19 protein-coding genes are annotated in these 21059 nt (G+C 44.0%); 10 read left to right on the plus strand and 9 right to left on the minus strand.

All coding sequences use genetic code 11. The features are described from left to right. Window positions 1-15: 15 nt before the first annotated feature. The gene (gene gspE, locus ACT3QQ_RS01585) at window positions 16-1569 is read right to left on the minus strand and encodes a type II secretion system ATPase GspE (RefSeq protein WP_444526642.1); all 1554 of its coding nucleotides are present in this window, start codon (window positions 1567-1569) and stop codon (window positions 16-18) included. Window positions 1570-1889: 320 nt separating this feature from the next. On the opposite strand from gspE, the gene ACT3QQ_RS01590 reads away from it, so the two are divergent. Continuing rightward, window positions 1890-2711, plus strand: a complete 822-nt coding sequence (locus ACT3QQ_RS01590; RefSeq protein WP_444522231.1) for a thiazole synthase — start codon at window positions 1890-1892, stop codon at window positions 2709-2711. Window positions 2712-2884: 173 nt separating this feature from the next. Next, window positions 2885-4312, plus strand: a complete 1428-nt coding sequence (locus tag ACT3QQ_RS01595) for a WS/DGAT/MGAT family O-acyltransferase (RefSeq protein WP_444526643.1) — start codon at window positions 2885-2887, stop codon at window positions 4310-4312. Window positions 4313-4412: 100 nt separating this feature from the next. Here ACT3QQ_RS01595 and ACT3QQ_RS01600 read toward each other — a convergent pair whose 3' ends face one another. Continuing rightward, a complete protein-coding gene (locus tag ACT3QQ_RS01600; protein WP_444521175.1) occupies window positions 4413-5240 on the minus strand; it encodes an inositol monophosphatase family protein in 828 nt (275 codons plus the stop codon). Between the two features lie 354 nt (window positions 5241-5594). Further along, window positions 5595-7664: a 1-deoxy-D-xylulose-5-phosphate synthase gene (dxs, locus tag ACT3QQ_RS01605; protein WP_444526644.1), complete on the minus strand. Its 2070-nt coding sequence runs from the start codon at window positions 7662-7664 to the stop codon at window positions 5595-5597. Window positions 7665-8297: 633 nt separating this feature from the next. Between dxs and ribA the strand changes: the two genes are divergently transcribed. From ribA to ACT3QQ_RS01620, 3 genes are all read left to right on the plus strand, one after another. Continuing rightward, the gene (gene ribA, locus ACT3QQ_RS01610) at window positions 8298-9026 is read left to right on the plus strand and encodes a GTP cyclohydrolase II (RefSeq protein ID WP_444526645.1); all 729 of its coding nucleotides are present in this window, start codon (window positions 8298-8300) and stop codon (window positions 9024-9026) included. Between the two features lie 7 nt (window positions 9027-9033). Continuing rightward, window positions 9034-10044, plus strand: coding sequence for an oxygen-dependent coproporphyrinogen oxidase (hemF, locus tag ACT3QQ_RS01615; protein WP_444526646.1), 1011 nt, complete (start codon window positions 9034-9036; stop codon window positions 10042-10044). A 390-nt stretch (window positions 10045-10434) separates the two neighbouring features. Further along, a complete protein-coding gene (locus tag ACT3QQ_RS01620) occupies window positions 10435-10911 on the plus strand; it encodes a c-type cytochrome (RefSeq protein WP_444522236.1) in 477 nt (158 codons plus the stop codon). Window positions 10912-11071: 160 nt separating this feature from the next. Here ACT3QQ_RS01620 and ACT3QQ_RS01625 read toward each other — a convergent pair whose 3' ends face one another. The 3 genes from ACT3QQ_RS01625 to ACT3QQ_RS01635 all read right to left on the minus strand — a co-directional run bounded on the left by ACT3QQ_RS01625 (window position 11072) and on the right by ACT3QQ_RS01635 (window position 13496). Beyond that, complete coding sequence (locus tag ACT3QQ_RS01625) at window positions 11072-12049, minus strand: mechanosensitive ion channel family protein (RefSeq protein WP_444526647.1); 978 nt, start codon at window positions 12047-12049, stop codon at window positions 11072-11074. A gap of 72 nt (window positions 12050-12121) precedes the next feature. Next, a complete protein-coding gene (gene gloA / locus ACT3QQ_RS01630) occupies window positions 12122-12685 on the minus strand; it encodes a lactoylglutathione lyase (protein ID WP_444526648.1) in 564 nt (187 codons plus the stop codon). Between the two features lie 172 nt (window positions 12686-12857). Beyond that, a complete protein-coding gene (locus tag ACT3QQ_RS01635) occupies window positions 12858-13496 on the minus strand; it encodes a carbonic anhydrase (protein WP_444526649.1) in 639 nt (212 codons plus the stop codon). A gap of 390 nt (window positions 13497-13886) precedes the next feature. Between ACT3QQ_RS01635 and potA the strand changes: the two genes are divergently transcribed. The 5 genes from potA (at window position 13887) to ACT3QQ_RS01660 (ending at window position 18627) form a co-directional block, all read left to right on the plus strand. After that, complete coding sequence (potA, locus tag ACT3QQ_RS01640) at window positions 13887-15128, plus strand: spermidine/putrescine ABC transporter ATP-binding protein PotA (protein ID WP_444526650.1); 1242 nt, start codon at window positions 13887-13889, stop codon at window positions 15126-15128. Next, window positions 15128-16006 carry a spermidine/putrescine ABC transporter permease PotB gene (potB, locus tag ACT3QQ_RS01645; protein WP_444526651.1) on the plus strand — a complete coding sequence of 293 codons (879 nt, stop codon included), beginning with the start codon at window positions 15128-15130 and terminating at the stop codon, window positions 16004-16006. The genes potA and potB overlap by 1 nt, the downstream gene beginning before the upstream one ends. After that, window positions 16006-16812, plus strand: a complete 807-nt coding sequence (gene potC / locus ACT3QQ_RS01650; protein WP_444526652.1) for a spermidine/putrescine ABC transporter permease PotC — start codon at window positions 16006-16008, stop codon at window positions 16810-16812. The genes potB and potC overlap by 1 nt, the downstream gene beginning before the upstream one ends. Before the next feature lie 104 nt (window positions 16813-16916). Beyond that, window positions 16917-17807: a LysR family transcriptional regulator gene (locus ACT3QQ_RS01655; protein WP_444526653.1), complete on the plus strand. Its 891-nt coding sequence runs from the start codon at window positions 16917-16919 to the stop codon at window positions 17805-17807. 316 nt (window positions 17808-18123) lie between these two features. Beyond that, on the plus strand, window positions 18124-18627 hold the full coding sequence (locus ACT3QQ_RS01660) for a GNAT family N-acetyltransferase (protein ID WP_444526654.1): 504 nt from the start codon (window positions 18124-18126) through the stop codon (window positions 18625-18627). A 101-nt stretch (window positions 18628-18728) separates the two neighbouring features. Here the strand turns inward: ACT3QQ_RS01660 and crcB are convergent, their stop codons facing one another. From crcB to ACT3QQ_RS01675, 3 genes are all read right to left on the minus strand, one after another. Continuing rightward, the gene (gene crcB, locus ACT3QQ_RS01665; RefSeq protein WP_444526655.1) at window positions 18729-19100 is read right to left on the minus strand and encodes a fluoride efflux transporter CrcB; all 372 of its coding nucleotides are present in this window, start codon (window positions 19098-19100) and stop codon (window positions 18729-18731) included. 44 nt (window positions 19101-19144) lie between these two features. Beyond that, window positions 19145-20203: a tRNA (adenosine(37)-N6)-threonylcarbamoyltransferase complex transferase subunit TsaD gene (gene tsaD / locus ACT3QQ_RS01670; protein ID WP_341609869.1), complete on the minus strand. Its 1059-nt coding sequence runs from the start codon at window positions 20201-20203 to the stop codon at window positions 19145-19147. Between the two features lie 247 nt (window positions 20204-20450). Continuing rightward, a complete protein-coding gene (locus ACT3QQ_RS01675; RefSeq protein WP_444526656.1) occupies window positions 20451-20975 on the minus strand; it encodes a c-type cytochrome in 525 nt (174 codons plus the stop codon). Window positions 20976-21059 lie beyond the last annotated feature (84 nt).

A 21059-nucleotide genomic window follows, 5' to 3' on the forward strand; every position in this document is an offset into this window, starting at 1 on the left:
ATTTTTTACAAGTATTTATACCAAGCTCGTGTCGTCCGTTAACGCGCTTTCTTTCGTCACTCGCAGCACTTCCTCCAATGTCGTGCGCCCTTCTATTACCTTACGTAAGCCATCTGCACGAATCGACGGGGTTTGCTGGCGTGCATACTCTTCCAGCTCATACTCGGCTGTATTGCTATGAATCATACGGCGCAATGTATCGTCGATTGGCACGACCTCATATATAGCGGTACGTCCTTTAAACCCTGACTGATTACATTTATCGCAGCCAACTGGCTTCGGCAAACGAATCGACTCATTTGCTATAGGTCCGGCATTACTCTCTTGCACTGACCCAATACCAATTTCCGTAAAAATTTTGGCTTGCTCAGTATCGGCATCTTGCCAGCTTTGACAATGTGAACACAAGGTACGCACCAAACGCTGCGCTACTACGCCAATCAGCGACGATGATAACAGAAATGGCTCAACACCCATGTCCTGCAATCGAGTGACCGCACCGATAGCAGTATTGGTATGCAGTGTCGATAATACTAAGTGCCCTGTCAAAGAAGCTTGCACAGCAATCTCTGCTGTCTCTAAATCACGAATTTCACCAACCATTACCACATCGGGATCTTGTCGCAACATTGCACGCAAACTTTTAGCAAACGTCATGTCGACCTTATTGTTGACCTGTGTTTGCCCGATACCATCAAGCTGAAACTCAATCGGATCTTCAGCAGTTAAAATATTGCGCGTTTGATCATTTAAATCGGTCAATGCAGAATATAGCGTGGTAGTTTTACCCGAGCCAGTCGGCCCTGTCACCAAAATAATGCCATGCGGGCGATGGATTAAGCGCTTTAGCTCAGTATAGTCACTATCAGACAACCCCAAATATGTCATGTTAAGGCGGCCAGCTTGCTTGTCTAGTAGGCGCATCACCACACGCTCACCAAAGCTTGATGGTAAGGTCGATACACGCACATCGACCTCTCGCCCTGCCAACCTTAAGCTAATACGACCATCTTGCGGTACCCGCTTTTCAGCGATATCCAATCTAGCCATTACTTTAATACGCGAGACTAGCAGCGGAGCCAGTTGGCGTTTTGGTGCGATGATTTCTTTTAACTCACCATCAACTCGGAAACGGACGACTAATCGCTTTTCAAAGGTTTCGATATGAATATCTGATGCGCTTAAGCGAATAGCTTCGGACAATAAGGCGTTGATCAGGCGAATGATAGGCGCATCGTCCTGCTGATCCATCAAGTCTTCAGTTTCAGGAACGCTATCTGCCAAGCTATCGAGATCAGGATGGTCTTCAAGTCCAGCAGCAATATGCTGTGACTCTCCTGTATTGCCAGCATAAACCGCATTCATACGTTTTTCAAAATCATCCGCGCTGACACTTTCGTAAGTGGGGACACCGCGAACGCCTTGCTGTTGTAGAAACCGCACCGCTTCATTGATCGCTGACAATGGGGTCGCTTTGGTAAGTACCAATGTCGGTGGCAACTCAGGATCTATCGCAAGTATGGCCAAAACCTGATGGCGTTTCGCAAAGCTGTATGGCAACTGCATCATAAAGACGACCCAATAAATGAAGATAAGATAAAAAGAACGCACGCCAAGACATGGTAGATGCCTTGTCCTTAACAGTTCGAATCAAAAAAGACTGCCAGTAAGGTTGCATGAGTTTGTTATAATAGCATTTTGTTTTAGACGGGTATTATTTTATGTGATTGGTGCTTTATACCTATCACATATTATGGCTATAAGAGTTAGCATATCATGCGATTTTTTGCAGACAGCTTGCCATTGTTTATTACAACTTTTAGATCGCTTAGATTACCCATCATACTTTGTCTGTTCCCTTCTCCCGCTCGATATTAGGATTTTCCGTTATGTCAGAGAACATTAGCATTACTAATCCAACACCACTTCTACAAGATACCTTTACTGTCGGTAGCCGTACTTTTTCTTCGCGTCTGCTGGTCGGTACAGGTAAATATAAAGATATGACAGAGACTGGAGAAGCCATTGCCGCTTCAGCAGCCGAAATCGTGACCGTTGCTATTCGCCGTGTCAATATTGGACAAAATAGCGATGAGCCCAACTTATTAGATGTAATTTCACCTGATAAATATACGATATTACCTAATACTGCTGGCTGCTTTGACGCCGAAACTGCCGTTCGTACTTGCAAGCTTGCTCGCGAGCTATTGGGCGGTCACAATTTGGTTAAGCTTGAAGTATTGGGTGATGAAAAAACCCTATATCCAAACGTTATGGAAACGCTAAAAGCGGCCAAAGTATTGATCGATGATGGTTTTGAAGTAATGGTTTATACGTCAGATGACCCTATCGTCGCACAAGAATTAGAAAGCATGGGCTGTGTCGCTATCATGCCGCTTGGTAGCTTGATTGGTTCAGGACTTGGTCTACTCAATCGTCACACGCTTAGTATCATAATTGAAAACGCTAAGGTACCAGTATTGGTTGACGCTGGTGTCGGTACTGCGTCTGATGCTGCACTTGCCATGGAGCTTGGCTGTGATGGTGTACTGATGAACTCAGCCATTGCCAATGCACAGAACCCGGTGATGATGGCACACGCAATGAAGCATGCTATGTGGGCAGGTCGCGCTGCGTTTTTGGCAGGTCGTATGCCAATGCGTAAGATGGCTACGGCCAGTTCACCTCAGACAGGTTACTTCTTTCAGTAATTTGAAGTATGGATGACATATCATAATAGAGCGTATTGATTATTTACGTATAGTGCTGTCAGTGCTATGTTTCATTACTTAATACGCTCTATAAAATAATAAAAATGTTATTTCATTGAATATCTACTTGTTATAGTTTTCGTATAACACTTATCGTTATAAAAGGATTTATTATGCGACTTCTCACAGCAGTCGACCAGTTATTCCTACTTCTTGAGTCGCGTAAACAGCCCATGCACGTTGGTGGACTGTTTGTCTTTGAGTTACCAGATAATGCTGATAGCGATTTTGTCTATCAATTGGTAAAACAAATGCAAGAATCCGATGTGCCGCCCAGCTTTCCTTTTAATCAGGTGCTTGAACACTTGGCTTTTTGGAAAAAAGATAAGGACTTTGATGTTGAGCATCATTTACATCATGTCGCTTTGCCAAGTCCTGGGCGTGTTCGCGAGCTAATGATGTATGTCTCAAGAGAGCATGGGCGTTTGTTAGATCGTGCCATGCCTTTGTGGGAATGTCACGTTATTGAAGGTATTCAGCCAGAAGTTGAAGGTGGACCTGAACGTTTTGCTTGGTACTTTAAGATTCATCACTCTTTGGTTGATGGCATCGCAGCGATGCGTCTAGTCAAAAAATCCCTGTCACAGTCGCCGACTGAACCGGTTACTTTGCCTGTCTGGTCGTTAATGGCACGCCATCGCAACCAAGTAAACGCTATCTTACCTAAGGAAAGATCGTTTAGACGCATCTTAAAAGAACAAATATCAACCATCAAACCTGTCTTTGCAGAAGTGATAGACAATATAAAAAATTACGGTGATGAAGGGTATGTTAGTACCTTTGATGCACCAATGAGTATTTTGAACAGACGCATATCGGCCTCAAGAAGAGTCGCTGCTCAGTCTTATGACATACAGCGTTTTAACGATATCGCTGAAAGGCTCAAAATTAGTAGGAACGATGTGGTACTGGCGGTATGTGCAGGCGCTATTCGTCGTTACTTAATCGCGATGGATGCGTTACCAACCAAGCCTCTTATTGCTTTTGTTCCGATGTCGCTACGTACCGACAATAGTATGTCTGGTAATCAGTTGTCATTTGTTTTAGCGAATTTGGGCACCCATTTAGACAACCCACTACGCAGAATGGAACTTATTCACCGTAGCATGAATAACGGTAAACGCCGCTTTCGACGCATGAATCAAGCGCAAGTAATCAACTACAGTGTCGTCTCCTATCTGTGGCAGGGTATCAATTTGGCTACTGGTCTATTTCCTAAAAAACAAGCCTTCAATCTCATCATCTCAAATGTACCTGGCTCTGAAAAGCCATTGTACTGGAATGGCGCACGTCTGCAGTCTTTGTACCCTGCTTCTATTGTCTTTAATGGTCAAGCGATGAATATCACTTTAGCCAGTTACTTAGATAAGATAGAGTTTGGCATCACAGCGTGTAGTAAGGCCCTACCACATATGCAAGACATACTGATGCATATAGAAGAAGAGCTCGACCTGTTAGAGACAACCAGCAAAGAGCTTGAGTTTCAAGGTATCACGGTAAAAGATAAGACACGTCAAAAAGCAAAAAAGCGGGCTCCATAATGGAACCAGCTTTTCAGTATATGTTCTAAAAGCGACTACCAGCTGTAATCATTTTTAGTTGTATGAGCTTTAGATAATATTTCTTTTCGATACGCCGATTTTAAATAACGTCACCCCAAGCTGGTACAACCATTTGCATCAATGGTTTTAGTAGCTTAACGTTACAAGCGAAGATCGAGCCTGAAGTCATAGAGTTGTGTGCGCCAGTATGATCCACTACGACACCGCGTGCTTCAGTCACAATCAATTCACCTGCCGCAATATCCCACGGCTTAATTGACATCTCAAAGTAACCATCAAAACGACCCGCAGCCACGTAGCATAAATCAAGCGCTGCTGAACCCATACGACGAACCTGACCACCTGCTTCAGAGACCTTTTGCAAACTCTCAAAGTGCTGTTTGGCAAAAGAAACTACTTCACCATTACGCTTACGCTCAAGCGGATGACCTGTCGTAAAGAAACCACCGTCGATAGTTTTACGTTCGCTCACTTGCATACGGCGATTATTTAAACGTGCGCCTTTACCACGGCTCGCTGAGAACATCTCATCACGAACAGGATCATAAACCACACCATGCTGGGTAACGCCTTTGTGCTGTACAGCGATGGATACGCAGAACTGTGGTACACCATGAACAAAGTTTTTAGTGCCATCTAGCGGATCGATAATCCAGCACCAGTCAGCATCTTCGCCGCGACCTTCTTGCATACCAAACTCTTCACCCAAAAATGAATGATTAGGATAGCTGGCTTTTAGCGTCTCAATGGTAAGCTCTTCGCTAAAGCGATCGATGCGAGTAACCAAACCATCAAGCCCTTTAGACTCAATATCTAACTCGATTTTGTGACGGTTTTGATGCGCATATAAAATCTCTTTACCAACTTTTTCAGCAGTACGCGCTGCGATGACGACCATGGGTTCCATAAATAACCTATTTGCTTAATGAATGAATATAAAAAATAAGACCAACTCTGTGCCCACAACATGCCAAACAGCCGCCGCATCACACCACATCTATGCGATTAAAAACGTGTCTTTTATACGTAAAAACTTATAAACGACAACCGCATTATACTAAAATTGTTCGATAAAAACGAAAAAACCGTCACGCTGACCACGCCCGTATTTTGGCGATCATCTAAACTGCGCAAATTGTAAAAAAGTTAGCACCTACGGCTAGCAGGCGTTTGCTCTGTTTAAGGAGCATATATCCGTTTTTATTAATACCTTTTTAGCGCATTAATTTTTAAAATAATATTGTAACGTTAAACACAGTATCTACGATAACAGCATCTTAAGCTGTTTGAGCACGCCTTCAACATCTAAACCACAGTCGGCCCACTGCTCTGCTTGGGAGCCATGTGCAATAAAGCGATCAGGAATACCGATATTAGCAATAGCTGGACGATTTTTCTTAAAGGCATCGGACTCGTTGAGCAAATACTCATTTACCGCACTACCTGCGCCGCCCATAATCATGTGCTCTTCTAGGGTTGCTATATGAGTGACCCCTTGCGCCAATAACGTCTCAAGCATTGCTGTGTCTAGCGGTTTTACCCAGCGCATATTGACCACATGTATCTGACATTCTAACGCTGAATCGTCTGCTAAGATTTCTGCGGCTTGCTGAGCAGTTGCTACCATCGTACCAAAAGCCAATAATGCCAATTTGTAAGGCGCATCAGATTTACCTAATACTAACTCAACGACCGCTTCACCAACTTTATAGTTTTGGGCTGGCTGCTTAATATCAGCACCTGTACCTGTACCACGTGGATAACGTACGGCCGTGCAGCCTGGATATTCATAGCAAGTATTGAGTAAATGGTAGCATTCGTTCTCGTCTTTCGGCGCTGCAATCACCATATTAGGCACACAACGCAAAAATCCAAAATCAAACACACCAGCATGCGTGGCACCATCTTCGCCAACTAAGCCCGCTCGATCAATGGCAAACATAACATCGAGGTTTTGTAAAGCCACGTCATGGATCAGCTGATCATATCCGCGCTGCAAGAACGTTGAATAAATCGCGACAATAGGTTTGACGCCTTGAGTCGCCATCCCAGCCGCTAGCGTGACCGCGTGTTGCTCAGCAATGGCCACATCAAAAAAACGCTCTGGAAAATGACGAGCAAAATCTGTCATCCCTGAGCCTTCTTCCATGGCTGGTGTGATGGCTAGCAACTTATCGTCTTCGGCCGCTTTATCACACAAAAACTGCCCAAACACTTGCGAATATTTTAACGTTGGTTTTGTGCTTGGCTGTTTCTTTGGCTGCTCTATAGAATCAGCTTTAGAACTTTTATGCTCTTCATGATTTTCGACTGGCAGTTTACTGATTGCATGATAGCCCACTGGATCTAACTCTGCTGATGCAAATCCTTTACCTTTAGTGGTATAGATATGCACCAACACTGGACCTTTTACTTGCTTGGCCAGTGACAATACGCGCAGTAGTTCAGGGATATTATGACCATCAAATGGACCAAAATAGGTAAAACCAATGGCTTTAAATAAATTATCTTCTAGCTGCGGAACGTCGCGCATCTCTTTGTGACGCTTGCGGCGATCAAACGCTTGCATATCAGGACGATGACAAAGTACTGGCTCGCCTGACTCAGAGATATCCACTTGGTAGCCCGACTCCCAAAGCATTGCCAAATGTCTTGAAAATCCGCCAATAGAGCAAGATATCGACATATCATTGTCATTTAGAATGACTAGCAAATCAGCATCTTGCTGTACTGCATCATTCATCGCCTCAAATGCCATGCCGCCTGTCATCGCACCATCACCGATGATACAGGCAACGGTTTGCTCGCGGCCTTGATAACGCAATGCAAGACTCATGCCCAGACCAGCTGAAATAGAGGTCGATGAGTGTCCGACACCGAATGTATCGTAGACAGACTCTGCGCGCTCAGGGAATGCTGTCAGACCATCCTTAGATCTGATAGTACCTAGCTGCTCGCGGCGGCCTGTCAATACTTTATGAGCATAGGCTTGGTGACCCACGTCCCAAACGATTTGGTCTTGCGGCGCATCTAACAAATAATGCAAAACGATTGTCAGTTCAACCACGCCCAAATTAGCACCAAAATGCCCACCGCTCTGACCAGCTGAATACAATAAAAAAAGGCGCAACTCATCAGCCAGCGTAATAAGATTGGCCGTTGAAAGCGTGCTAAGTTCAGTGGGTGTATCAATTGCATCAAGCAATGGCGTATGAGGACGCACACGTGGAATCACAGTATAGGTCTGCTGTAAGCTCGATAGCTGAGCAGCAGAATCCAGCACTGATGTAGATAGGAACTGAGACTTTGGAGAATGAGGTGACTGCTGCATAAACCGTACGATACCTACCAATCTGCTGACAAGACGTGTCTTTTAAATATAGCGATGACTATATTTAAAAGACGTCAATAATACCTACATCATTATTGATGTAATTGACCATATAATTATTCATGCAACTTTCGTATTTGTATAGCTGCGCTACTTACGACAGGTGACACGCTATCATAATAGAATACGCGTCAACACCGCCCTTTTGATATCAAAATATTGATGCGTTTACGCTATTAACTACTGAGGGGTGACATTATGCCCTATTATTTCGCATCAATAGCGAATGTTAGTGACGACATAGTAATGTAAGGGTAAAGACTTGTCACTGTATCCGTCAAAATAGTATGGCATAATAGCATTTTTTTTTAATTGTCGCTTTAATCATCGTGCGTCGTCTATGAACTTTGTGTGTTTTTATAACAAACGCAATGAGCACGCTGTCCTTGTGAGCAGGTTATACTGGTATTATCTTGGTATTAGCAGTAAAGTTGAGGTGACATACTTATCTCGACTAATATTTATCTCGTAAACAGTCGTTATCTCGAACAGTAACTATCTCAAACAGCGTTCGTTTCAAACAGCAATAACATACTTTTCACCGCCACAACTTTAGGCTTATGTAGGACAGCAATGTCATATCAATTTATCACTAGTGCCAAATTACCCACTCGTCATGGCGAGTTTGATATTCATATCTTCGAAAATAGCGAAGGTCAAGAGCATGTTATGCTGACCGTTGGTCTGCCTGTGGTCGACCAAAAGACAGTTGATATGGCTAGCCAATCTTCAGACGACACAATATTGAGCCAAAAAGACGAATCAGTATCAAAACAAGTACCGCTCATTCGTATTCATTCTGAATGTCTAACAGGCGATGCGTTTAGCTCATTGAAATGTGATTGCGGACCGCAGTTGAATACTGCCATGCAAGCCATTCAAGAGTCAGGTTGCGGTGCGATTTTATATTTGCGTCAAGAAGGTCGCGGTATCGGCTTGACCAACAAGATTCGTGCGTATGCCCTACAAGATCAAGGCCATGATACATTGGATGCCAATCTCATGTTAGGCTTGCCTGCTGATGCACGTATCTACGACATGTGTGGTCCGATGCTTGCCCATGTTGGGGTTGATGCCGTCAGGCTCATCACCAACAATCCAAACAAAGTCGCTTATCTGACTGAGCATGGTATTGATGTTGTTGAACGTGTGCCATTATTGGTCGGTGTCAACGATATGAATGCTGAGTACCTAGCAACCAAACGTGATCGCATGGGCCACTTGTTTGATAAGAATATCAGTCTTGATACAGATGTTTCTCACGACACAGACCTTAATACAGCCATACACCTAAATAAATAGATATCATATGAGTATTGCAAATACAGATAACGAAACAGACTTATCAACGGTCGCGTCAGTGACGACGCCAACCCATGATGACATTATGAGAGTGCGCGAGTTTTTAGTTGATTTACAGGCGCGTATTTGTGAAGCACTAGAAGCACAAGAGCGCGATGGCGGCACTAATAACAACGAGCATGCAACCTTTGTTCCTGATGACTGGGAACGTCCTGAAGGCGGCGGCGGTCGGTCATGCGTATTGGCAGATGGCGAAGTCATCGAAAAAGCTGGCGTCATGTTCAGCCATATTCATGTACATAATTTGCCTGCCTCTGCTACTGCACGTCACCCTAATATCGCTGGACGCAAAGCTCAAGCAATGGGCGTGTCACTGGTAGTTCATCCCAAAAATCCAAACGTACCTACGAGCCATGCCAATGTGCGTTTATTCGTAGCAGAAGCGGAAGGCGAAGCGCCGATCTGGTGGTTTGGTGGTGGTTTTGACTTAACGCCCTTTTATCCGGTATTAGAGGACTGCGTACATTGGCATCAAGTCTGTCATGACCTGTGCGCACCATTCGGAGATAATATCTACGCTGACTTTAAACAATGGTGTGATGAGTATTTTCATCTGCGCCATCGTGATGAGCAGCGTGGTATTGGCGGTCTGTTTTATGATGATGTTAGTACTGAAAGTCGCGGCTGGGACTTTGAAACTTGCTTTAACTTTATGAAGGCAGTAGGCAACGGTTATCTTGACGGTATCATGCCGATTTTTGAACAACGTAAAAATACGCCTTATACTGAAGCGCAGCGCGATTTTCAGCTCTATCGCCGTGGCCGTTACGTCGAATACAATCTGGTCTATGATCGTGGCACGCTATTTGGGCTACAAAGCAATGGGCGTATCGAGTCAATTCTAGTCAGTATGCCACCGCTTGCTAGCTGGCATTATCGTTTTGAGCCTACTGAAGGGACGCCTGAATTTGAATTGACTGATTATTATCTAAAGCCGCGTGATTGGTTGGCATTGTAGGTTTTGTAAGTCAGGTTTTATCAATATCGCAATATTCATATCTTGAAAGAATTTTGGGAAGGTCAGCCTCTATCGCTGGCCTTCTTTATTATCAGTACTATCTAAACGACCCACTCTCACGTTGTTATCGTACAGAAATACGTTGCGCACTTATCAAACAGACACCACAATCAGCCATAACCATGTTAAGTTATGCTTATTTAAAATATTACGAGGATATAACAACTATATCATCCTCATTGCATAGATAACCGTTACAATAGAAGACGTTCTTTATTAGCAACTGTGCTCAAAAGAATTTTAGGCAGTATTTTGTATAACTATATTTTAAGTCAAAGCGAGCGTTTCTAATTGCGCTTACTATTAGCCAAGTTTAAAGGAGTAAGTCATATGGCACAGGTTCATACCAACAAATCTTTCAAGTCTCTGTTTAGCGTTACTTTGATGGCGGCGGCACTCGGTCTAACGGCCTGTAGCACGTCAACAGGGACTAACCCTGATGTACAAGCGCGTCAAGACAGCATGAAAAACTGGGGCGACGCGGTGGGCGTTATGGGTGATATGGCAAAAGCACCTGATACCTTTGATGCTGAAGTATTTAAAGAGCAAGCCGCCTTCTTGGCAGAAGATGCTGCCAAACCTTGGAGCCATTTTGAAGACCCAGAAGCGGTAGGCAATGCTACCGAAGCAGTTTGGTCTGATGCTGACGGCTTCAGTGCCGAAGCTGAAAACTTCCAAAAAGTCACGGCTGAGCTAAATGCTGCAGCACAAAATGCTACAAGCATGGACGACGTCAAACCTGCCTTTGGACAAGTTGGTGCAAGCTGTAAATCATGCCATACTGACTTTAGAGCAAAATCTGAATAAGTCTTTATACTTATAGTAGACAGATAAATTAGTAGATAGATAAATTAGTAGATAGATAAATACGAAAAACCGCCATACCACTGGGTATGGCGGTTTTTTAGTTGTCTGAGTTATTATAGGAATTGAACTCTTGATCTCAACTGAACATCTAATAAGCGCACTACTCTGCCACTGTTTTATTCATATTCACAGCTTCTTGCTGCTCGTTCATTTTATTAACGATAGCACCTACTGAAGGATCACTCAAATCAATCGTACGTATTGGGAATGGAATGTTTACACCCGCTGCATCCAACGAATCTTTAATACCTACAATTACTTGATGAATCGAGGCGACCTTATGAGCTTGTGTCCCGTCTTCGATAAACCAGCGTACCATTAGGTCAATGGACGAACCACCAAAACCAGTGGCAATCACGCTTGGCGTTGCTTTCTTTGAGACGCTCTCTATCTTATCTAACGCTTTTATAATCTCAGCTTTGGCAGTTTCGATATCATCTTCATAACCAATACCCACTGCAACCTGTAGACGGCGCTGCTTATAAGCGGTATTGACGGTTAACGCCGAAGTATAAAGATCTGAGTTTGGGATCACTACTTGCCTGCCATCATAGGTCTTGATGGTGATTGCCCGTATTTTGATATCTTCGACCGTTCCTTCATACTCTCCTGAGACAATTTGATCACCGATACGAAACGGCTCTGAGATCAATAGCAAAATACCAGAGAGCAAGTTTTGAAAAATATCTTTAAAAGCAAAACCGATAGCGACCGAACCAATACCAAGCGCACCAATTAGCTTAGCAGGGGTAAACCCTGGTACCGCAATAACCATCGCTATCATAAAGCCAATAAAGAAAATGAGTGCCCCGCCTACCCGCTGAAATACTTTCACCAAGTTCTGATGCCGACTACGACTGCCTAATAATTTGTGAACAATTTTTTTGAAGACAATGGATAAGAACCAAAAAATTAGGACAACAATGATTGATGCAACAAAATATGGGATTCGTTCAACAAAGCTAACCCATATATCGTTTGCTGAGCCAAGGATGCTTTGATACGTTATTCCATCTGTCGTCGTAGACTGCGCAGCTGTCTCAGCACTCAGTGTTGTTCCTGCCTCAGAAGTAGGCATTTGGGTGATACTCCTTTGTTTTATTTATTCCTATCAGTACATTTATCTCAATAGATGCGGTCGTCCTAACAGTTAACCCATCAAATCAGCCTGAACGATTTCAATCCAGTAGCCGTCGACATCTTTGATAAAGGCAATGTTTTTCATGCTGCCATCTTCTGGGCGTTTTTTGAATTCGACGTCATTTTTATCAAACCAAGCAACCGCTTCATCCAAACTTGGAACGCTAAAACAAATATGACCAAAACCCTGTGGATCTTGATTACCATCATGATAGCTAAAGTCAGCTTTTGTCTCGGTACCGTAGTTATGCGTCAACTCCAAAATCCCACGCTGACGGAAGGCAAAGATTTCTAGGTCGTCACCTGTTGGCAAGTTTTCGCGCTCGCTCTCGGTCAATTTAGCCAAGAAATATAAATCGAACCCCATATCAGGGAATTTTTTAACGGCAAGCAAGGTCATACCTAAGACACCAGTGTAAAACGCTAATGACTTAGCAGGGTCTTTGACACGCAGCATGGTGTGGTTAAAGGTAAAACCTGTGGTCTGTGATGAAATTGGCTGGACACCGTCCGTACTGACGCTGCTAGCAGGCTGGTCTATTGCGTCATTATTGTTGTTAGATGAAGTAGACATAATTATCCTAATATAATTCAAAAAATAAATGCATAAATACGCAAATCATGATCGTCACAATTTGCGTCGTTCTCTTATCATAATAAAAAACAGCGAAATAACTGATAGCGTTTTGTAAGAATATGAACAAGGTATGTTCTTCTCCACGCCCCGACCAGTTATCTAAAGCTGCCTAGCTATCTAAAAAGCGCACCTTTCCTGTCTCTAAGTCATACTCAGCACCGACAACAAGTAGCTGACCACTATTGGTCAGGTCTTCTAGTGCACGTGACCCATGTTTTAGCTGACTGACTGACATACGTACGTTAGCGCGAATAGAGCGATCGACCAATGCATCCGCATCGACGTCTTGACCATTGGCTGTTGCCAATTCGTGCAAGTTGTAAACGCTTGGGCGAATACGATCAACGATAGATTGCAAATTAGGTGAATAGTTCTGCTCAGGATTAATCAGCGTTTCAACACAAGCAGTGACAGCGCCGCAATTTGAGTGTCCAAGTACCACTACCAACTGTGTACCAAAAGCTTCAGCGGCAAATTCGATTGAGCCAATCTGTGATGGTGCAACGACGTTACCCGCCACTCGTATAACGAACAAATCTCCCAAACCCTGATCGAAAACAATCTCAACGGGTACTCGTGCATCTGAGCAACCCAAAATAATGGCCAATGGATTTTGGTCCTTGACCAACTCTGGGCGACGCTGCATATATTGATCGGTACTGGTGAGGCTATCAACGTAGCGTGCATTACCTGCTTTTAAAAGCTCAAGCGCTTCTTGACCTGTGGATGGACGTATATCGTTAGGCATGAGAGATCCTTTATCATCAATAATATTAGAGTTATAAGCTGTTTTGTACAAATGTACTTAAGCACAGACCGGCTAATCATAGCCAAAACATTAGGCTAGCCATGTTTGTCAGCTATAACGTGATTGTATAGGAATAAAAACCAAAAAACGGTAAAAAAATTTGTCTAAATATCGCTGCGTGAATGCAATCACATTTAAAAATACAGCTGTCCATATCGCTGCTACGACAGTATGAGTCGCGTAATTTATAACGAACTTGCACTGACTTATATCAAGGGTTTGTTATAATACGCAGCATTCAGGCAGCATTCAGATCGTGCTTACGCTCATGCCAATCCCTTTGATAACAATCAGCTGTATATAGATATTGGACGCTTAGGAAAAGATATTATGACCGATTTATCTCAACGTACACATAACACCTCTGCGTCATCTCATGATGATCAGGTGCTGCTGCAATTGACTGGTCTAAAAAAAACTTATGATCGAACCGAAGTTCTAAAAGACATCAATCTCGATATCAAACATGGTGAGTTTTTGACCCTACTTGGCCCATCAGGCTGCGGCAAAACGACGTTACTGCGTTTGATTGCCGGCTTTGAGCAGCCAAATGCTGGGGCAATATATTTGGACGGTGTACAGATGGCAGGGTTGCCCGCCGATAAGCGTCCAGTCAATACCGTATTTCAACAATATGCGTTGTTCCCTCATATGAGCGTCGCTCAAAATGTAGCGTATGGACTAAAGCTAAAAAAAGTACCGAAAGATGAGATTCAAAGACGTGTCAGCGAGATGCTAGCCATGGTACAGCTAAAGCATTTAGCTAACCGCAAGCCGCAAGATTTATCTGGTGGTCAGCAGCAGCGAGTTGCTATTGCACGCGCGGTGATTAACCGTCCTAAACTGCTATTGCTTGATGAGCCATTATCCGCGCTCGATCATAAACTGCGCCTACAAATGCAATCTGAGCTGAAGCTCCTGCAACGTGAGCTGGGCATTACCTTTGTCTTCGTGACCCATGATCAAGAAGAAGCGCTGTCGATGTCAGATCGTATTGCCGTGATGAAAGACGGCACCTTCCAGCAAATCGGCACGCCTATCGAGATTTATGAAACCCCTGCCAACCTATTTACTGCCAAGTTTATTGGCGAGACCAATTTGTTTAGAGCTGAGGTCAAAGGTGTTTATCCAAACCAGCCAGATCGCGATGGTAAAGTGACCAACGGACGTATCGAGGTCGAAGTTTGCGAAGCACAGGCGCAAGAAGGGCCAACCACATTACGTAACTTACGTCGTCCCAGTTTTGCCAATGACGTGCAAGTGGGCAATATCGTTAATTTATTACTGCGCCCCGAGGACTTACGAATATATGACCCAAAAGATAATGAGCATAGTGGATTGATAGGCCGTGTCATCGAGAGTAACTATAAGGGCAGTACGTTAGACTCAATTATCGAATTGGCAAATGGCCATATCATTAAGGCTTCTGAGTTTTTCGATGAAGACGACCCGAGCTTTGATTACAAACTAAACGAAGGTGTCAAAGTCTCGTGGGTAGATGGCTGGGAGTGGGTATTGCCAGAAGACTCTAAAACTGTCTCAGACACGACTGTACAAAAGGATGGTAGCTGATGGCTCGCAACCACTTAGGTAGTAAAAGTCCATTTCGTACCGTCACGCTTTGGCTAATTTGGGGTTGGCTCCTAATATTTGCGCTACTGCCAAATATACTAGTCATCGCTGTTAGTTTTTTGACCCGCGATAGCAGCGCTTTTATCAGCTTACCTGTCAGCATCGACAGCTACGTACGTATGATTGATCCGTTGTATTTTGAAGTATTTGTCCATTCACTATGGATGGCTGGCATCACAACGATTATCTGCCTACTGCTTGGCTATCCTTTTGCATGGCTAGTCTCCAAGGCAAAAGTGCGATGGCAGCCATTGTTGATGCTGCTACTGATATTGCCATTTTGGACCAACTCATTGGTACGAACGTATGCACTCAAATTACTGTTTGCTAATAACGGTTTGATTAATAAATTGCTACTAGCAATTGGCGTAATCGATACGCCTATCGATATTTTATATACTCAAGGTGCAGTGATTGCCGGACTAGCTTACTTGTTATTTCCATTTATGGTACTGCCCCTATATGCAGTATTTACTGACTTACGCAACGATATGCTGCTGGCCTCACAAGATTTGGGGGCAACTAGAGCACAGACCTTTTGGTATGTGGTACTGCCACTCACGACACCAGGCATTATCTCTGGAGTACTGTTAGTGCTATTGCCTGCAATGGGTATGTTTTATGTGGCGGATATTTTGGGTGGATCTCGTAACTTATTGGTCGGTAATATCATCAAAAACCAATTTTTGGATGCGCGAGACTGGCCCTTTGGTGCAGCAGCCAGCGTATTGCTGACACTGGCGATGGCGGTATTATTACTTGCCTACCGCGCCAGTAGCCGCCGCATTGGCAAAACTGACTTTAATGAGGTGGCCTAATGTCCCATAGCTCACCGAATAAAAAAAATCGTACGCTCAAGATTGGTAGTATCGCCGCCAAAGGATATCTCGGACTGATTTATGCCTTGTTATACCTGCCCATCGTTATTTTGGTGGTGATGTCCTTTAACAAGTCAAAGATTGGCTACAACTGGGGCGGATTTAGCTTAAAGTGGTATGAGTCACTATTTAATAACCAAGCGATGCTCGATGCGTTTTGGCACTCTATTGTCTTAGGTTTGGTGGCAGCCACTGTTTCAACTTTGATAGGCACACTCACTGCCCTAGCCTTACATCGTTACAATTTTCGTGGTAAAGGCTTACTAAATGGGCTGCTATTTGTCCTCATGATGTCGCCTGAGATTGTACTGGCTATCTCATTATTGGCGCTGTTCCTACTGATTGGCTTGCAGTTAGGCTTTGTCTCGTTACTATTGGCTCACATTACTTTTTGCTTACCTTTTGTTGTGATTACCGTCTTTGCACGATTGAGTAGCTTGGATGAACGCTTGATGGAGGCAGCACGCGACTTGGGTGCTAATGAATCAACCATGGTGCGCACCGTATTGATTCCAGTTATTTTGCCTGCGGTCATGGCAGGTTGGTTACTAGCTTTCACTTTATCGCTAGATGATGTAGTAGTGTCGACCTTTGTCACAGGGCCTAGCTATGAGATTTTGCCATTGCGCATTTATTCTATGGTGCGCGTAGGACTCAAGCCAGAAGTCAACGCGATTGGTACGTTACTGCTAGTTGCTTCACTAGTATTGGTCGTTATCTCACAGTTACTGTTACGCAAGCGCTAGATGTTGATTGCTTGCTAACTGATCATTGATAACGGACTATGAGTGTAAGTCAGCGCTATATTGACTATAATGAATTTTTCTCACCTTAGCGGTTAGGTACTATTATGCTTGAGCTTCGTCATCTTAATACATTAACCGCGCTACGAGCGCACGGTTCACTTGCAGCAGCGGCAGATGAGTTGCATGTTACTGCCTCGGCCGTTTCGCACCAATTAAAAGAGCTTGAAAATTATTACGACATCAGCTTAGTCAATCGCCGAACTCGTCCGCTTAGCTTTACGCCAGCGGGTAAGGCGGTTTTATCATTAGCAGACAATATCCTGCCACAAGTTACCCGTACCAAATCCAACCTCAAACGCTTAGCACACGGTCAAGCAGGTAGATTACGCCTAGCATCAGAGTGCCACAGCTGCTTTGATTGGCTTATGCCGATACTTAACCACTATCGCCGTGAATGGTCGGATGTCGAGCTAGACTTTGCCACAGGGTTTGAACCTGAGCCACATCATCTCTTGATGGAAGGTGATATTGATCTACTTATCACTACCAGTGATTTACCGCTCGACGGTATCAGCTATCAGCCATTGTTTGAGTATGAAAGCCGTCTGGTGCTGTCACCAACACATGATTTAGCTGCTCAGAAATTTATTGTCCCTGATGATTTGATTAACGAAACATTAATTGCTTATCCGGTAGAAGCCAAGCGTCTCGACATCATTGCCAATTTTATGACACCAGCACAAGTAAGTTTTGAAAGTGTTCGTACCACAGAACTGACCGCTATGCTAATTCAATTGGTTGCTAGTGAACGCGGCGTAGCGGCATTGCCTGATTGGGTAGTTGCTGAATACGAGAAAAAAGGTTGGGTCGTCTCACGACCACTAGGAAAGGGTGTGCATTGTCAACTGTATGCTGCGACGCGTACCTCAAGTCAAGATATAGCGTACATGCAGGGATTTGCCAGTTTATTAGAAGGTATAGTAAAGCCAGTTTGATATTCCACTGTTTACTACATTTTTTGATTATAAAATATCGTTCGCTTTCTTACGTTACGGTAGGTGTTGGGAGAAATTATGGCTTCCTAGTGAGGACTTGAATCTTTAGCTGTGGGCTAGTGCTATCAAAGTTCTAACTAGCCGAGATATTTTACAGTGTAATTTGTGGTGTACCTACCATACATATTCTATTCGTGATCGATGCAACATACAAAAATCGAAATATATGCTATCTCTTAGAGATTTGAGTCCCCGACAATCCTGGGGCGGTTCAACATGCAAGTTACACAACAAGTCGTATTTAAGGATAAGTATAATGAAAATTGAAATACGTCATGCCGAGCCAGAAGATGCAGAAGCGTTGCAAGCTATTCATGCAGATGAAGCCTTATATGCAAATACTTTGCAGTTGCCTATGCCGTCCAAGATCCTATGGCGTAAACGACTGGCGGATATACCTGAAAATACGTATTTTCTGGTGGCTGAAGTTGAGGGTGAAGTAGTAGGATGTCTAGGGCTTGAGACCATGATATCAAAACGTCGACGCCATGTAGCAAGTTTTGGGGTCAGCGTGAAGTCCGCGTCACAAGGTAAGGGTGTGGGGCGAGCGCTTATAACTGCAGCGCTGGACTTGGCCGATAATTGGCTGGATATAAAACGTATTGAGATTACTGCTTATACCGATAACACCGGAGGCATTGGTTTGTATAAAAGCTTGGGCTTTGTGATAGAAGGTGAAATGGTGGATTATGCTTATCGCAACGGCGAGTATGTCAATGCCTATCAGATGGCAAGAATTCGGAAAGCTAAAAATGGATGATCCTGGGTATACCTCAAGGGAACCAGCTATTTCACCCTAAAAACCTATTAACAGACTACTTAAATCAGACCACTGATTAAGCAGGTGATATCGATAAAAGCTCAAAGTACGCACTTAAAGAAATAAAATCCAAGCGCAGTTGCTAGTAAGGTTAGCCCAACATGCAAACCGATGAGAGCTAAACCTGCTAGCAATCGCCCGTCATGGACAAAGCCAAACACCTCTGCACTAAACGTACTAAACGTAGTCAATCCGCCTAGAAAACCAGTAATCACAAATACGCGTATATGATCGGATAGATTGCTACCCATGCGCTCAAACCATACTAGCGCAAGCCCTATCAGCAGTCCGCCTAAGATATTGGCACTCAGTGTGCCGAGTGGCACCCAACCGTGTAAGGCATTGAAACGCGATAGCCACGCCCGCAAGCAAGCACCAAATGCTGCGCCCAAACCAATAGCAAGCCACTGCATAGACAGTCCTTAATTTATATAGACGTATTGGACCAGATGCTCATTTATACAGCTGGTAACTCTGTCATTGGCCAACGCGGAATGCAGCTAACGGCCAAATCATCAGACTGTCCTGCTTGCAAACGCTCAAAACCTGCATACGCAATCATCGCACCATTATCCGTACATAGCGCAGGCGGTGCATAATGGACCGTCGCATTGATCTTAGCCAGTTCTGCCTCTAGCGTCTCACGCAGATGAGTATTGGCACTAACCCCGCCCGCAATCACTAAGCGACTCATATCTGCTTGCTTGAGCGCTTTGACGCATTTCTTCACTAACGTATCGACCACTGCATGCTGAAAACTGGCGGCAATATCAGCACGAACCTGCGGATCGCTATCAGCGCCATTACCAGACCCTCCCGAGTGTGGCGTATCTTTAATAAGGTTATGCACGGCCGTTTTCATACCACTAAATGAAAAGTCTAGACCTCGATGTAGCATCGGTCTTGGTAGCGCGTAAGCATCAGGATTGCCAGTTTCTGCCAGTTTGGCAATATTAGGGCCACCAGGATAAGGCAAACCTAACATTTTAGCCGCTTTATCAAAGCACTCACCTGCAGCATCATCTATTGACTCACCCAATATCTCATATTGTCCAACACCATGAGCAGCAATAAGTAACGTATGTCCACCAGATACCAGTAGCGAGACAAAAGGAAAGGCTGGAGGGTTCGCACCCATCAGCGGCGCCAACAGGTGTCCTTCCATGTGATGAATACCAATCGCTGGGATATCTAAGCCATACGCCAAGCTACGACCGAATAATGCGCCTGTCATCAATGCACCAATCAGGCCAGGCCCCTTAGTATAGGCAATCGCATCGATGTCACTTTTTTTCATATCGCATTGTTCTAGCAGCTCATTGAGTAACGGCACTAGCTTACGAATATGATCACGACTGGCAAGCTCAGGCACAACGCCACCATAAAGTGCATGCAGCTCAATCTGAGAGTACAGCACTTGCCCGACCAGACCTTGGTTGTCACTGTTTATTTGCTCGCTATCAAAAATCGCCAGCCCTGTCTCATCACAAGAGGTCTCTAAGCCCAATACTTTCATATTTTTGCCTTTATACTTTCATTTTCGTGCTTTTTTGTCGCACTTTTTATCTTACATCAATTTGAGAAACTGGGTAACGAATACAACCAGCCTTGTGCTATCTCTAGTAACACAAACTCGCTTAATACAGCTGTCATATTTTTAAAATTGGCATGACAAAAAACGTGCATAAAAAGACCGTCATTGTCAGTCACAACGACGGTCAGTTTAGCAAATTTCAATAGCTGACATCTTCTAATATACTGTATCAGCTTACCGACGCTAGCATATAATCAACAGCCGCTTTAACTTGTGCTTCGCTGACACCGTTTACCGCTTGCGCTGGCATTTTATTAAAACCTTTCGCCGAGTGCATATACAGCGTTTCTTTATCTTTGGTCAGACGAGCCGCCCAAGCCGCCGAGTCACCATATTTCGGTGCATTGAGTAAGCCAGCAGCATGACAAACCTGACAGTTTGATTCATACAATTTGGCACCCGCATCTGCAGCTAATACTTCAGGCTCAGTAGGGGCTTCCGGTGTCGCCACCTCTTCACCTATTACATCAGGAGATTCTGACTCTGTTTCTACTTTTGTTTGTGGCTCAACCGCAGGCTCAGGCATCGTATCCTCAGCTACAGTTGTTTCTTCCACAGCGGTGGCTGGTTCATTGGCTGATGCAGCCTCTTCAGTAACTGTATTATCGTTACTACACGCACTCACTGCTAATACTACGCTCATGCCGATTGCAGACAATTTCAGTTTGTTCATATACGGTTGTATATCAATCATGGTTTTACCCTTACTTAGTCAGTCTGCAATCAGTGAATAATGCGTCATATAGGCTTAAAATAATTACGTATACTACTAATGACT

The sequence above is a fragment of the Psychrobacter sp. AOP7-A1-24 genome (assembly GCF_052376235.1).
Lineage (GTDB): Bacteria > Pseudomonadota > Gammaproteobacteria > Pseudomonadales > Moraxellaceae > Psychrobacter.